The organism is Mycobacterium sp. IS-1556 (assembly GCF_001499985.1).
GTDB lineage: Bacteria > Actinomycetota > Actinomycetes > Mycobacteriales > Mycobacteriaceae > Mycobacterium.
In genome coordinates this window covers 19,239-32,367 of the sequence record NZ_LQIM01000004.1, presented here as the reverse complement: position 1 = coordinate 32,367, position 13,129 = coordinate 19,239, and the positions used below count along the sequence as shown (strand labels likewise).

Sequence of the window (13,129 nt, the reverse complement as noted above, 5' to 3'; positions counted from 1 at the left end):
TGGTAACCGGCGCCGGCGGTGCCAGACTGACGACGTGTGGAACGCCGAGGTGTATCTGGCCTTCGCCGACCAGCGCGGGCGGCCGTTCTTCGACCTGCTGTCGCGGGTCGGCGCCGACGCGCCGCGGCGGGTGGCGGATCTGGGCTGTGGGCCGGGCAATCTCACTGTCGGCCTGGCACAGCGCTGGCCGCGAGCGGCGATCGACGCGTTGGACAGCTCACCGGAGATGGTCGCGGCGGCGCGGGAGCGGGGAATCGATGCGCACGTCGGCGACCTTCGCGACTGGGTGCCGAAAGCCGACACCGACGTCGTGATCAGCAACGCCGCGCTGCAGTGGGTGCCCGGCCATTCACAGCTGCTCGTCGGCTGGGCCGGACAACTGCCTGCCGGGGCCTGGCTCGCGATCCAGGTGCCGGGAAACTTCGACGCGCCGTCGCACCGTGCGGTGCGCCAGCTCGCGCGACGGGATCGCTGGGCAGAACCCTTGCGGGACTTTCCGTTCCGGGAGGGCCAAGTCTCCGATGCGGCCGGTTACGCGGATCTGCTCACCGACGCCGGTTGCACGGTCGATGCCTGGGAGACAACTTATGTGCACGTGTTGACCGGCGAGAATCCGGTGCTGCAGTGGCTCACGGGCACCGCGTTGCGGCCGGTACGGAGTCGGCTCACCGGTCCCGAGTGGGACGAGTTCCGGGCGGACCTGATTCCGCTGCTAAACGCCGCGTATCCGACGAGGGCGGACGGTAAGACGTTCTTCCCGTTTCGCCGCATCTTCGTGGCCGCGCAGATCGGCTGACTCAGGTGGGCAAGCCGTCCCGCTCGGCGTCGGCCCGGTACCTGTCGACCCAGTCGTCGGAGCGCTGGTCGGCCTGCCGCTGCAGCACCGGCTCCGGCGCAAGCCGGCGGTCCTGCCCGAGCGCCTCCAGAATGTCGCCGACGACCTGGGTGAGGTTGCGCCACAACACCGGATAGGACACCTCGATGGGGGACACGCCCTCCTGGGCGAACCAGCTCCGCCAACCTTCCTGCTGGGCCCGCAGCATCGTGACGACGTGGGCGATCGCGCCTGCGTGGTATTCAGCGCGCGCATCGCGCGACGGGTCCGGGCGGCCGCGCCAGACCCGGGTCTGCACCGCGCGCCAGAACGAAACAGCCTGCGACACAACGTCGGGACGATGGACGTGAACTAGTAATGGGTCACTGCCGATGACGTCGCGGATGGCCGACAGCAGGCCGGTGCCCGAGCGGTCCGGCAGCTCGCCGGCGCGCTCGAGCAACAGCGGGGTCTGGTTCCACATCAGCTTGCCGCCCCAGATGCCGTTGGGGGTGCGGCCCGCCGTACGGATGTAGTCGCGCCAGATCTCCGGCGGCGCCAGGTCGGGCTTGCCGTCGTCGAGGGGATCGAGGAGGCGCAGGATCGATTCGTCGGTGGCCGCCGCGAACCACTGACGCGGCTGGGGCGCCTGACTGGTGGTCGGCAGGTACTGGAAGAACTCTGCGGGCTCGCCGGCGACACCCGTCGCGCGCAGAGACTCGACCAGCAGCGTGCTACCGCTGCGCTGGGACGCCAGAACGAGATACGCCGTCGCGTGCGCTGACATGCGCGAGAGCATAACGGGACTTCAAAGATCGTGCGCGGCGGAGGTTTTCGATCATGATGAGCGAAACTCAGCTGCTGAGGTGCCCTTCGACACCGCGGTCCGAGGCGATCGCCGACCGGCTGGTGACGCTCGGACCGTGCAGGCGTAGGTAAGTCTGGGTGTAGCGCTCGGATATGCGGGTGCCCGCGAACTCCGACGGGATCACGTCGTTGGTCTTGGTGCGCCAGTCGTTGAGCAGCAGTGCCATGTCGTCGGCGACGGCCTCGGCGCTGCCCGTCGCGTCCGGCCCGAGCAGATTGCGTGATTCGGTGGGATCGGTTCGGAGGTCATAGAGTTCGCGTTGCGGGCGTTGGGCTTGCACCAGCGGTGCCACGGTGCGGCCGGGAGCGCTGTCGGCGATGTCCAAGGGCAGATCGAGCAGCGGCCGCGCGGCGTAGTTCTCGATGTAGCTGTACTCCTTCGTCCGGACCGCGCGGATCGGATCGAAGGAGTCGTGGTACGTCTTCGTGGTGTAGACCTCGGTGCGTGGCGGCGCCGCCGCGGTCAGCAGACCGGCCGCATGCGACAGGCCCTCGACGTCGGCGGGGATGTCGACGCCGAGAAGCTCGAGAAGCGTGGGAAGCAGATCCACGCCGCTGAACAACTCGTCGTAGACCTTCGGCGCGATGTCCGCGTGGCGTGGTGGGCGCAGGATCATCGCGATGCCCGTGCCGGCGTCGTACAAGGTCGATTTGGCGCGGGGTAGCGCCGGGCCGTGATCGGTCGTGAACACCACCCAGGTGGTGCGGTCGAGGCCCGTCGTCGACAGCGCGTCGAGCAGCTGGCCGACCGCGGCATCGGCGACCGATATCGATCCGTAGAACGCGGCGAGATCCTGGCGGACTTCCGGGGTGTCGGGCAGATAGTCGGGTACGACGACATCGGTCGCATCGGCGGGTTCGTACCTGTCGCGGGGATACGGTCGGTGGGTCTCGAAGAAGCCCGCGGTGAGCAGGAACGGCTGCGCGGGCGGGTCGGCCAGCCAACGAGTGGCCTGTTCGACGACGTACTCGCAGTAGGAGTTGGAGACGTCGAACTCGTCGAAACCGAGCCGCGCCGGATACGACGTTTCGTGCTGCATGCCGAACAGCGCAGTGTGCCAGCCGGATTCGGACAACAAGTCGGGCAGGGTGCGCACGCCCGTCCGGTATTCCCATCCGTGGTGGGCCAGCCCGACCAGCCCGTTGCTCTGCGGGTAGCGGCCGGTGAACAGCGAACCGCGCGACGGCGAGCAGAGCGGCGCCGTGGCGTGCGCGCGGGTGAACAGAATCCCCTCGGCGGCGAGTGCGTCGAGGCGCGGACTCGACACATCCTGGTGGCCGTACGCGCCGAGATGGCGACCGAGGTCGTGCCAGTGCACGAACAGCACGTTGTAGGGCCCCGGGTCGCTCACTGCCAGTCCTCTCGTCGCTGTCGTGCCCACTGAAACGTAGGCGGCACGGGCGGGCAACCCTTTGGCTCGCAACGAGCCACCACCGTTCTGAAAGCCCCGATGGGTGCGTCAACCGGCGGTCAAGGGTGATAGGGCACGCCCACCGCGCGGAACACGTACTCGGGCGGTGCGTCGAACGACAACTGTCGCCGGGGCAGGCGCATCAGCACGTCCTCGGGGATGGTGACCTTGTAGTGCATCGAAAGTTGGCCGCTGAAGCGCGAATCGATCCCAGCGATGTCGACGTCGATCAGCATGCCGGTAGCCGAGAGTTCGGCGCTGACGGTGCCCGACTGCGCGGCGTCCCAGCGTTGGTCGATGGTTCGGGCCGCCAACTTCGGAACCGTCGACAGCGTGCCGAGAACCCGCTCGTTGGTCAGCGCCAGCGAGCCGACGTAGCTGGTGACGTTGACGTTCGCGCGCCGGCCCGGGATTTTGCCGCTGAACCGCCGGGTCACCGCGATGTACTCGGCGAGGAAGATAACGCCTTCGGCCTCCACCTCGGTCCGCATGTCGTCGGGCAGACCGCCGATTCGGAGCAGCTTACGCAGGAACACGGCCATGGGCTGTCACCCTAACGGCACAGTGATTCACGTGGTAGAGGTGAAGCGGTGGCATCACACAAGCGCTGGCTGACGGCAACGGCCGTTGGCGCGATCGCGGTGTATGCCGTGCTGTGGGTGGGATATGCGCAGCAGTGGATGTGGTTGACGGCCGTCGACTCCAGCGCGCTCGACTCGTTCTATCGGCGGGGCGAAGGGCGTCCGGGCTGGGTGCTCGGATGGGACGTCCTGTGCACCGTCCTGGGGCCTAACGCCTTCCGGTTGATCACCGTCGTGCTGATCATCGTGGCGCTGGCGCGGCGCAACGTCCGGATCGCGATGTTCCTCCTGATCAGCGTGGAGCTCTCCGGCCTCGTCACCGAGGCCGCCAAGGCGGCGGCCGATCGCCCCCGTCCGGACACCGCGTTCGTCTTCGCGCTCGGCACGTCGTTCCCCTCCGGCCACGCGCTCGGCGTGCTGGTCGCCGTACTCGCGCTGTTGACCGTGGGACTGCCGATCGTGCGGGCTCCTGCGCGAGGTTGGCTGATCGCGTTCGGTGCGGTTGTCGTCGTCGTGATCGGTCTCGGTCGGGTGGTGCTCAATGTGCATCACCCGTCCGACGTGGCGGCCGGATGGGCGTTGGGCTACGCGTATTTCGTGTTCTGCCTGCTGGCGGTGCCGCCGTCGCGACCGATCACGGAAGCGGACGAAACACCGGTAGCGCCCGATACTGCACGCTGAAACTGGCCGTGGTGCATTCGGTTCCGACTTCGCCGTCGAGGGCCAGCATGGTGGGCCCGTCCACCGCCGTGAACTCGAACTGCGGAACCCGCATCTCGTGATAGAACGGGCTGCGCACGAGCCGGCCGAGGGCGGCGTCGACGAGGATGCGCAGCCGGCTGAACCGGCGGCCGGTCTCGAGAATCCGGATGTCCATCAGGCCGTCGTCCATACGGGTTCGCCGCGACGGCGCGAATCCTGATGGCAGATAAGCCGAATTGCCAAGGAAGAACAGGAACGTCTGCAACGTCTTGTTGTCGTAACAGATGCGTACCGGCTTCTCGTGGCGCAAAGTGTGGAACATCGCGTACAGGCCGGCCAGCGGCTTACCGACTTTGTGCTCGTACTTCTCGCGGGTCCGGACAAATGCCGGGTACGCGCCGATGCTGGCGGTGTTGACCACCATCTGATTCTCGTTCATGCAGACCAGATCGACACACGCGGCGCTGCCCTGCCGGATCGCCTCGATCGTCTTGTCCACTGTCTCGCAACCGATGTCCTTGGCGAAGTGGTTGAATGTGCCGCCCGGGAAAACCGCCAGCGGGATGCCCGCTTCGAGAGCGGCCGCCGCGGCGGACGACACCGTGCCGTCCCCACCGCCGATGGCGAGTACCTCTGCGCGCTGCGCCGCCGAACGCAGCACGCTTTCGATGTCGTCGTCATCGTTGAGCTCAGTGATATCAGTGCGGGGCAATGCGTTTCGGACCTGCTCGACGATGCGCGCACCTGTGCCGCTGCCGGATGTCGGGTTGACGACCAGCACCACCCCGGCTCCGTCCGGGCGCGGCGGGGTCTCCACCCGAAGCGGGTCGGCGGTTGGGATCCTCGGCGGGACCACCGCGGGCACCACCCGTCCGCCCAGCACCGCGACCCCGGCGCCGATGCCGAATCCGGCGAGCACGTCACCGGGATAGTGCGCACCGGTGGCAATCCTCGACATGCCGACCAGCCCCGCCAACAGCGCGAGCGCGAGGCCCAGCGGCGGGCTCTCCAGGCCGACGCCGACGGCGAATGCCGCCGCGCTGGCCGAGTGCCCCGACGGTAGCGAGTTCGACGTCGGCGTCCGACGGGCCTGGCGCGCCAGCGGTACCAGGAGGCGGTTGGGCCGCTGTCGCAGCCACACCCGTTTGGCTCCCTGGTTGGTGATCAGGCTGGTGACCGCCAGGGTGAGGACACCGCGGATCGCACCGCGCTTTGCCGACGCGCCCCCGGACGCCGCCAACGCCGCCGCAAGGGCGAACCACAGCTTCGAGTGATCGGCCGCCCGGGTCAGCCGGGGCATCACCGCGTCGAGCAGCGGACTCGGCGATTCCGCGATCGCTTCGAACACCTCGCGGTCGAGCGTGCCGAGGCCCCGGCCGATCTGTCGGACACCGCGGTGGCGACTGCGGGACAGCAAGTTCATCTCCCCAACGTATCCACACTCCGCAACAACTAACCCTGGCAGCGCCAAGCGTGGCTTACCCGACGCGCGCAGCGCCGGGCCATAGCATGACCGAGTGCGCCGACTGCTGACCCTGCTGTGTGCGGTCGCGATGACTCTGGCGCTAGCGCCCGTCGGCCAAGCGCAGACCGTACCGTGGTTCGCCCAGTCGGTCGGTTCGGCCACCCAGGTGATTTCGGTCGTGGGCACCGGCGGGTCCAAGGCGAAAATGGACGTCTATCAGCGGACTGCGGCCGGTTGGCAACCGGTCGCGGCGGGCATCCCGGCCTGGATAGGGGCCAACGGCATGTCGCCGCAGACCCATGACGGCGAAATGAAAACGCCCATGGGCGTATTCACCCTCGACTTCGCGTTCGGCACCGCACCCAACCCCGGCGGGGGCCTGCCGTATGTCCAGGTCGGGCCCGACCACTGGTGGGACGGCGACATGAAAAGCCCCACCTACAACACCATGCAGGTCTGCAAGAAGGCCCAGTGCCCGTTCGACACCGATCCGGCCAGTGGGACCGAGAATCTCGACATCCCGCAGTACGTGCACGCGGTCGTGATGGGGGTCAACAAGGCCCGGGTGCCCGGAAACGGCGGCGCATTCTTCCTGCACGCCACCGACGGCGGCCCGACCGCGGGATGCGTGGCGATCGCCGACGACAAGCTGGTAGAGATCATGCGGTGGCTGCGGCCAGGGGCGTTGATCGCGATCGCGCAGTGAGTCAGATGTTCAGTGCCCGACCGGGTTTCACCTTGAAATTGAGCGCCTCGAGCGACATCGACGCGTCGTAGGTGCGGTCGTATCCCGTCTCACTGATCCGCCACCCGTCGCTGGTGCGCCGGTAGCGGTCGTGGTAGAAACCCGCGCCGATCAACATGAAGTTGAAGTCGGGCGCGATCACCCGGTCCTGCAGATACCAGGTGCCCGTCGCCTCGTCGCCGTCGACGGTGATCTCGGGATGGGTGACGCGGTGTTCGGTGATGATCTCGGGCCCCAGCGAGTCCCGCATGAACTTCACCAGTTCCTCGCGGTTGGTGAAGTGGTGCTCCTCGCCGATCGACTCGCCGTACTTGCCGATCACGTCCTCGGTGAGGGTTTCGGCGAACTCGTCCCAATGCTTGGTGTCGAGGGCACGCAGGTACCGGAACTTCACTTGTTGGATCTCGTCGATGTCACCCATGGCGGACATTGCAGCACACGCGGGTGGGGGCTACCGCGCGGATGTCAGATTGCGGGTGGCCGGGCCCTCGAGAAGCGTGCCGTCGGGCGCGAAGCGCGATCCGTGCAGCGGGCACTCCCATGACTCGTCGGCGTCGTTCCAATTGACGATGCCGCCCAGATGCGGGCACACCGGCGACACCCGGTACTCGCGGCCGTCGACCACGCTGCGGGCCTCGAGGTCCCACGGCGGTCCGCTGACCACACCACCCTCGTCGGGCGTGCGGTTGGCGATTCGGGTGACCGGTGTGATCCACCCTCGCGCCAGATACAGAGCGACCTGCGCGTTGGTCTGCAGCGCCTTCGGGATCCCGGACAGTTCGTGCGGACTCCAACTGGCGAACGCCTCCGCCCAGTCCATCCGCCCGCCAAGGATGCGACTCGACAGCGCTAGCGCCGCGGCGGTTCCATTGGTCATTCCCCACTTGTCGAAACCTGTTGCCACGAAGATCTTGTCGTTGCCCGGCAGGATCGGGCCGACGTAGGGCAGTTCGTCGATCGGCGAATAGTCCTGCGCGGACCAGTAATGCGTCTGCATCGCGCCGGGGTAGTGCAACTTCGTCCACTGGTCGAGTTCCTGCACCGAGGACGCCGGGCTCTTCTGGTGACCGACCGGATGTCCTGCGCCACCGGCGATCAGGAAGTCGCCGTCGGGCGTCGGCGCATATCGGATCGACCGGGTGGGGGAGTCGGCGGAGATGTACATCCCGCGCGTGATGTTGCCCGGCACCTTGTACCCCATGCAGTAAGAGCGTTGCGGCTTGAGACGGGCGAAGAAGCCGCCGCGGTCCAAGATCGGAATACCTGTCGCGAGAACGGTTTGCTTGGTGCGGACGTCGAATTCGTCACCGGCGCTGGTGCGGACGGCCAAGGTGAGTCCGTCGCCCTCGGTCGAGACCTTCTGCACCCGAACGCCTTGCGCCAACCGGCCGCCGCGCTCCTCGAGTTCGACGACCAGGCTGTCCAGCAACGGCATCGGGTCGAACTGCGCCTGGTCGGCCAGCCGGACCGCGCCATGGAACGGGAACGGTACGTCGGCTTCATCCACCCACTGGGCGTCGAGCCCCGCGGCCTCGCAGGCCTGCAGTTCCTGGCGGACCGACGAGACACCTTTGTCCGATTGCGCATAGGTGTAGGCGTCCTCCCGCTGGACAGCCAGCCCGTGCGCCTCGCAGTGCTGGATCAGCCACTCCTGACCCTCGCGATTGCCCTGGACGTACTGGCCGGCCGTCTTCGCACCGTGCTTGTCGACGATCTTCGACAGCTTGGTGCTCTGCAGCAGGCTGATCTTCGCGGTGGTGTTGCCGGTGGCGCCCGCGCCAACCCGTTGCGCTTCCAGCACCAGCACGTCTTTGCCTGCCCGCGCCAACAGCACCGCGGTGATGAGGCCCGTTATCCCGGCACCCACGACCACGATGTCGGCCGAACGATCCGATTCGCCCAGCGGGTCGGGTGGTGTCGGCTGCTCGACGCGGTTTGCCAGCCAGAGAGATGTCATGGCCTTGCAGATACCCGTTTGGGGCGGCCCAAAACGACGGCGGCCGAACGGGGTTCGCACGGAGTGTCTGACGGTTTCCGCGTGGTCGGACGGCTATCGTGTGGTCCGTTATGAGCGACCCGTTGGGGTTGTCGATCGGGACGACGAACTTGGTCGCGGTACGTATCGACAATCAAGCCAATCAACCAGTGACCAGGCGCCCGGTGTTCACCCTGCCGGACGGCGTCGTGATGACCGGCCTAGTCGAGCGCGTCGGCGACTCGGTGCCGCTGGTCGCCCCGGACGGATCGCTGCATTCGGCCGACCGGCTGCTGGTCGCGGCGCTTGCCGAGCTGGTCGACAGCATCGGTGGTACGCCGTCGGCCGATGTCACCGTCGCGGTCCCCGCGCATTGGGGACCCGCGACGCTGCAGACGTTGCGCACCGCGATGCGCGCAAACTCGGCCCTCGGCGCTGACGGCGAGCCCGCTCGATTGGTTTCCGACGCCGCAGCGTCGCTGAGGGCGCTGCAGGCCAATCCCGGTCTCCCGACGCAGGGCGTGGTGGTCCTGTTGGACTTCGGCGGCGGCGGAACCAGCATCACGCTGGCGGACGCGGGCGCGGCACTCGAGCCGATCGCCGAAACCGTCCGGCACGCGGAGTTCTCCGGCGACTGGGTGGACCAGGCGCTGCTGAGTCACATTCTCGACGAGCTCGCGACGTCGGGGCGGGTCGATCCCGCGAGTACCGCCGCGGTGGGATCGCTGACCCGCCTGCGAGAGGAGTGCCGCCGCGCCAAGGAACGGCTGTCGGCGGAGGAGGCGACCGACGTCGACGCGGAGCTGCCCGGCCACCGGGCGGCGATCCGGCTGACCCGCGACGAGCTGGATGCGTTGATCGCCACGCCACTCGCCGATGCTCTGCAAGCGATGGACAACACGTTGCAGCGCAACGCAATTGACCGCTCTGATGTTGCCGCTGTCGTCGCGGTCGGCGGCGGCGCCAACATTCCGCTGATCCGGCGACGCCTTGCCGAGCACTCCGGCGTGCCGGTGATCACGACACCGCAACCTTCGGTCGCCGCCTCGGTGGGCGCCGCGCTGATCGGGGCCTATACCTCGGCCGCTGAAGCGCAGACCGGGTTGGCTCCGGTGCCGCCGGCGGACGTCGACTCGCCGGGGTCGGCGACGTTCCGGGCGCTGGCGTGGTCGCAGGACGACGACTCGGCCGGCGAACCCGTGCCGTACACCGGGCTGGAACCGTACGAGGCTCCCTACGACACCGGGTCGATGCGGCCACCGGTGCGGTACGTGGCCCCGACCGGTCCGATCGACGAACCGCGAATCTGGCAGCGGTTGCCGGGGATGGTGTTCGGCGTGGCCGCGGCCGTCGCGGTGGTCGCCGTCGGCGGAGTGGCGATCGCGTTGACGAGCGCGACGGGCAACACCGGTGTGACCGAGGCACCACGCACCTCGCCGGCTCCGCCGCCGTCCGCGCCGCCCCCCGCGACCAGCGAAGCGCCGCCACCACCCGTGGAGTCCGTCACGGTCACCAGCGCGCCGCCGCCACCGACGATGACCAGCGAGGCGCCGCCCCCACCGGTGACCACCGTCGTCACCACGACGGACCCAACCACCACCACAACAACGACGACCACCACGACAACAACCACAACGACAACGACAACCACCACGACGACAACGACAACAACAACGACGACCACTCCGCCCACGACGACCACCACCACCACCCCGACGACGACGCCGATGACAACCACCTATCTGACGGTGCCGTTCGTGCCCGTTCCGATCCCGATCCAGGTCCCGCAGAATCCGTACCAGCCGGTCCCGTAGGTCCAGGTGTCGGATAATGCGGTGATGAACCGGGCGGGGAGGGCCGTTGCGTCGGCGGTTGCGGTTGTGTTCGCGGGGATGACGGTGTCACCGCCGGCGGCGGGCACGCCGGCCGAGGGCGACATCGAGCGCACCGATCTGGCGAAGGGCACCACCGATACGCCGATCGCGATCGTCACAGTGGGGCAGCCGACGACCCTGTACGTGCAGAACCTCGTGCTGTCTCCGGCGTCGAGCAGCGGTTGGCACACGCACCCCGGCCCCGAGCACTCGGTGATCAACGCCGGCACAGTGACGCTGCAAACCGCGACCGGTTGTGCGCCGGTCGCCTTCGCTGCGGGACAGGCCATCTTCATCCCGGCTGGCGTGCCGCATGTGGTGTCCAACAAGGGCTTTGAGCACGCGGAGGCGACGGTCACCTACACGCTGCCTGCCGGCCGGCCGGTTCGGGACGACGCCCCGGCCGCCTGCCCGTAGGGCTTAACGCCCGTACGAGTAATCCGGTTCGTGGAACCGGTTGATGATCGGGATCCGCTCGATGATGCGGTCGCGCAGGCGCGGCTGCGGCGGAGGCACATAGGCGGGCGCCGGCGGTGGCGGTGCGTACACGGGTGCCGGCGGTGTGTACGCCGGGGCGGGCGCGGGCGGCGTGTACTCGGGCGCGGGCGGCACATAGGCAGGTGGTTCGTAGACCGGCTCGGCAGCGGGTGCGGCCGGAGGTGGCGGCGCGGCCACGGCGATGGTCTGCGCGACCACGGGTATCGCCTCGGCAGGCGTGGTCACCCTCTGCACGGCCGGGGGCGCCTCTTCGGCGACGGCAACGGACTCGTCGTCGGCGCCGGCGGCCGCGGGTGCGGGATCGTCGTCACCGGTGAGGCTGAGGCCGACCGCCGCCGAGACCGACACCACGAACGTCACCACCGCGGCGACGAGCACCGACGCCAGCGCGCCCACCGTCGTGGGCTGGCGGGAACCCGTCGCGTCCAGAGCGTTCACCGCACGCGCCGACGCCAACGCCGCGCCGCGTGCCATCGCGAGGTCGGCCTCGGCCGCGGAGAACACCGGTGATTGCGTGACATCGCCGAGCGTCGAGGTGATCAGATCGAGATCAGGAGCCGACCCCACCACGAAGATCGCCGCCGGCTGCCATTCATTGAGCTCGAGCATCGCGATCACGCTGCTCGGCAGCTCGATGACGTCGGCGCCGTCGAGCGGTCGGGCGATGCGGTCGACGGTCACGCCGTCGCCGGTGACCATGGCGACCACCGCGGCGTCGGGTTCCACGATGCACACCGCGACGTCGTCGTAGTCGGCGAGGTCGGCGATGCCCGCCGCCAGCACGTCGCCGGCCTCGAGTTCGGAGATCGCGATCGCGTTGTCGTATCCCCGGGCGGTGAGCGCCGTGAGCACACCGGACGCGACCTCTTCGGCTTCGTTGGTCCAGGTGACCCCGATCGCATGGATGGGGCTGTCGACGACGTCGGCAAGCACCACGTTGAGCAGATCATCGGGATCGACCTGGGCGTCGAAGTCGAACGATCCGCGGTCGACGGTGCCGCCCTCGCCGGTCGTGCCCTCGACGAGCACCCACCGAACCGTGCTGGACGTCATCGACAGGCCGAGCACGAGGTCCATATTCGTGTCCCCGTTCTTGCGGTGAATCAGGTTCTGAGGTTACCTCCCGACCGATGCGGTGCCGAACGAGAGCATCGAGCAGCAGCTCATTCGACGGATCCGCAAGAATTGCGGTCAAGGTAACGATTTGATATACAACCCCCCGTGGGACGGCACTCCGTAGCCAAGAAGCGGCGCACGCCACCGATGGGCGTGGCTGCAGCCATCGCCCCGGCAGCGCTCTTCTTCGCGGTGGGAGGAGACGTCCACCTTTCCGCCCGCCCGGCGCCCGAAGCCCAACCCGTCGTCGAGGACGCCACGCCGTGTTGCGTTGAAATCGTGGCGGCGGCACCGGCGACGCGGACTGCGGCCCCGTCGGTCGGTCAGGTCGCCTTGAGCGCGATGCCCGACGCCATGGTGGCGGCGGCCCGGTACCGCACCGTCGACCGTTCGCTACCGGTCGGAATGGCGCCCGAACGCGGACTCCAGGTGAAGACCATCCTGGCGTCGCGTGCGATCAGCGATGCGTTCCCCGAGATCAGCAACATCGGCGGAGTACGACCGGACTCGCTCAGATGGCACCCCAACGGCCTGGCGCTCGACGTGATGATCCCCAACCCCACTAGTGCGGAAGGGATCGCACTAGGCAACGAAATCGTCTGGTACGCACTGCGGAACGCGAAGCGGTTCGGGTTGCAGGATGCGATCTGGCGCGGCGTGTATTACACCCCCGACGGTGCCCAGAGCGGTGGCTACGGACACTTCGACCACGTGCACATCACCACGACGGGCGGCGGCTTTCCCGACGGTGACGAGGTCTACCTCCGCTGACGCGTTGACTCGACTGAACGGGTCTCAGTGATGCCCGCCGTCGTGCTCCCGGCTATCCACCGGACCGGTCACCGGGTTGGACGCATCCGGCGCGGTAGGGGCGGGCACACAGGTCGGTTTGCCGTCGACAACGGATTCGCTTCCGGTGCATGCTGGTTCCGCGACCGACTGCGGATGTGTATCGGTCAGTGCGGCGACGGCGGGACCCGCAGCGAGCGCGACACCGAGGACGGCTGCACCGGCAAGTCTGCGGACAGGCCTTGGCAGATCGAACATCTCACACCTCCTGTTCCAGCGTCTCGACAAGAA

The 13,129-nt window shown here is 68.2% G+C and carries 14 protein-coding genes; 6 read left to right on the top strand and 8 right to left on the bottom strand.

Annotated elements, in window-relative coordinates:
- Positions 1-34: 34 nt before the first annotated feature.
- Positions 35-796, top strand: coding sequence for a trans-aconitate 2-methyltransferase (locus AU187_RS05070; protein WP_059166331.1), 762 nt, complete (start codon positions 35-37; stop codon positions 794-796).
- 1 nt (position 797) lies between these two features.
- Here AU187_RS05070 and stf0 read toward each other — a convergent pair whose 3' ends face one another.
- From stf0 to AU187_RS05055, 3 genes are all read right to left on the bottom strand, one after another.
- On the bottom strand, positions 798-1,601 hold the full coding sequence (stf0, locus tag AU187_RS05065; RefSeq protein ID WP_059166349.1) for a trehalose 2-sulfotransferase: 804 nt from the start codon (positions 1,599-1,601) through the stop codon (positions 798-800).
- Positions 1,602-1,668: 67 nt separating this feature from the next.
- Positions 1,669-3,033, bottom strand: a complete 1,365-nt coding sequence (locus AU187_RS05060; RefSeq protein WP_059166330.1) for a sulfatase family protein — start codon at positions 3,031-3,033, stop codon at positions 1,669-1,671.
- Positions 3,034-3,152: 119 nt separating this feature from the next.
- Positions 3,153-3,635 (bottom strand): hypothetical protein, encoded by a 483-nt coding sequence (locus AU187_RS05055; RefSeq protein WP_059166329.1) that lies wholly within the window; start codon positions 3,633-3,635, stop codon positions 3,153-3,155.
- A gap of 48 nt (positions 3,636-3,683) precedes the next feature.
- Here AU187_RS05055 and AU187_RS05050 point away from each other — a divergent pair, with 48 nt between their 5' ends.
- Positions 3,684-4,355, top strand: coding sequence for a phosphatase PAP2 family protein (locus tag AU187_RS05050; protein WP_059166328.1), 672 nt, complete (start codon positions 3,684-3,686; stop codon positions 4,353-4,355).
- On the opposite strand, the gene AU187_RS05045 is transcribed toward AU187_RS05050, so the two are convergent.
- Complete coding sequence (locus AU187_RS05045; protein ID WP_059166327.1) at positions 4,309-5,799, bottom strand: bifunctional phosphatase PAP2/diacylglycerol kinase family protein; 1,491 nt, start codon at positions 5,797-5,799, stop codon at positions 4,309-4,311. The two genes, AU187_RS05050 and AU187_RS05045, sit on opposite strands and share 47 nt — an antisense overlap.
- A 94-nt stretch (positions 5,800-5,893) precedes the next feature.
- Between AU187_RS05045 and AU187_RS05040 the strand changes: the two genes are divergently transcribed.
- Positions 5,894-6,547, top strand: coding sequence for a L,D-transpeptidase family protein (locus AU187_RS05040; protein ID WP_059098688.1), 654 nt, complete (start codon positions 5,894-5,896; stop codon positions 6,545-6,547).
- A 1-nt stretch (position 6,548) separates the two neighbouring features.
- Here AU187_RS05040 and AU187_RS05035 read toward each other — a convergent pair whose 3' ends face one another.
- Together AU187_RS05035 and AU187_RS05030 are read right to left on the bottom strand one after the other, a co-directional pair.
- Positions 6,549-7,007, bottom strand: a complete 459-nt coding sequence (locus tag AU187_RS05035; RefSeq protein WP_059166348.1) for a nuclear transport factor 2 family protein — start codon at positions 7,005-7,007, stop codon at positions 6,549-6,551.
- 30 nt (positions 7,008-7,037) lie between these two features.
- Entirely contained in the window at positions 7,038-8,543 is a 1,506-nt protein-coding gene (locus AU187_RS05030; RefSeq protein WP_059166326.1) for an FAD-dependent oxidoreductase, read from the bottom strand.
- A 110-nt stretch (positions 8,544-8,653) separates the two neighbouring features.
- Here AU187_RS05030 and AU187_RS05025 point away from each other — a divergent pair, with 110 nt between their 5' ends.
- Positions 8,654-10,375, top strand: a complete 1,722-nt coding sequence (locus AU187_RS05025; RefSeq protein ID WP_059166325.1) for an Hsp70 family protein — start codon at positions 8,654-8,656, stop codon at positions 10,373-10,375.
- 24 nt (positions 10,376-10,399) lie between these two features.
- The gene (locus tag AU187_RS05020; protein ID WP_059166324.1) at positions 10,400-10,852 is read left to right on the top strand and encodes a cupin domain-containing protein; all 453 of its coding nucleotides are present in this window, start codon (positions 10,400-10,402) and stop codon (positions 10,850-10,852) included.
- Between the two features lie 3 nt (positions 10,853-10,855).
- Here AU187_RS05020 and AU187_RS05015 read toward each other — a convergent pair whose 3' ends face one another.
- A complete protein-coding gene (locus tag AU187_RS05015; protein ID WP_059166323.1) occupies positions 10,856-12,010 on the bottom strand; it encodes a DUF7159 family protein in 1,155 nt (384 codons plus the stop codon).
- A 144-nt stretch (positions 12,011-12,154) separates the two neighbouring features.
- On the opposite strand from AU187_RS05015, the gene AU187_RS05010 reads away from it, so the two are divergent.
- A complete protein-coding gene (locus AU187_RS05010) occupies positions 12,155-12,820 on the top strand; it encodes a VldE C-terminal domain-containing protein (protein WP_172800160.1) in 666 nt (221 codons plus the stop codon).
- A 24-nt stretch (positions 12,821-12,844) separates the two neighbouring features.
- Here the strand turns inward: AU187_RS05010 and AU187_RS05005 are convergent, their stop codons facing one another.
- Positions 12,845-13,096 carry a hypothetical protein gene (locus tag AU187_RS05005; RefSeq protein WP_059166321.1) on the bottom strand — a complete coding sequence of 84 codons (252 nt, stop codon included), beginning with the start codon at positions 13,094-13,096 and terminating at the stop codon, positions 12,845-12,847.
- Positions 13,097-13,129: the final 33 nt, after the last annotated feature.

What these genes read in the sequence shown, in the direction of transcription:
- stf0 (WP_059166349.1), bottom strand. Translation starts at nt 1,601, where the DNA reads ATGTCAGCGCACGCGACGGCGTATCTCGTTCTGGCGTCCCAGCGCAGC.
- AU187_RS05025 (WP_059166325.1), top strand. Translation starts at nt 8,654, where the DNA reads ATGAGCGACCCGTTGGGGTTGTCGATCGGGACGACGAACTTGGTCGCG.
- AU187_RS05020 (WP_059166324.1), top strand. Translation starts at nt 10,400, where the DNA reads ATGAACCGGGCGGGGAGGGCCGTTGCGTCGGCGGTTGCGGTTGTGTTC.
- AU187_RS05015 (WP_059166323.1), bottom strand. Translation starts at nt 12,010, where the DNA reads ATGGACCTCGTGCTCGGCCTGTCGATGACGTCCAGCACGGTTCGGTGG.
- AU187_RS05055 (WP_059166329.1), bottom strand. Translation starts at nt 3,635, where the DNA reads ATGGCCGTGTTCCTGCGTAAGCTGCTCCGAATCGGCGGTCTGCCCGAC.
- AU187_RS05030 (WP_059166326.1), bottom strand. Translation starts at nt 8,543, where the DNA reads ATGACATCTCTCTGGCTGGCAAACCGCGTCGAGCAGCCGACACCACCC.
- AU187_RS05005 (WP_059166321.1), bottom strand. Translation starts at nt 13,096, where the DNA reads ATGTTCGATCTGCCAAGGCCTGTCCGCAGACTTGCCGGTGCAGCCGTC.
- AU187_RS05045 (WP_059166327.1), bottom strand. Translation starts at nt 5,799, where the DNA reads ATGAACTTGCTGTCCCGCAGTCGCCACCGCGGTGTCCGACAGATCGGC.
- AU187_RS05035 (WP_059166348.1), bottom strand. Translation starts at nt 7,007, where the DNA reads ATGGGTGACATCGACGAGATCCAACAAGTGAAGTTCCGGTACCTGCGT.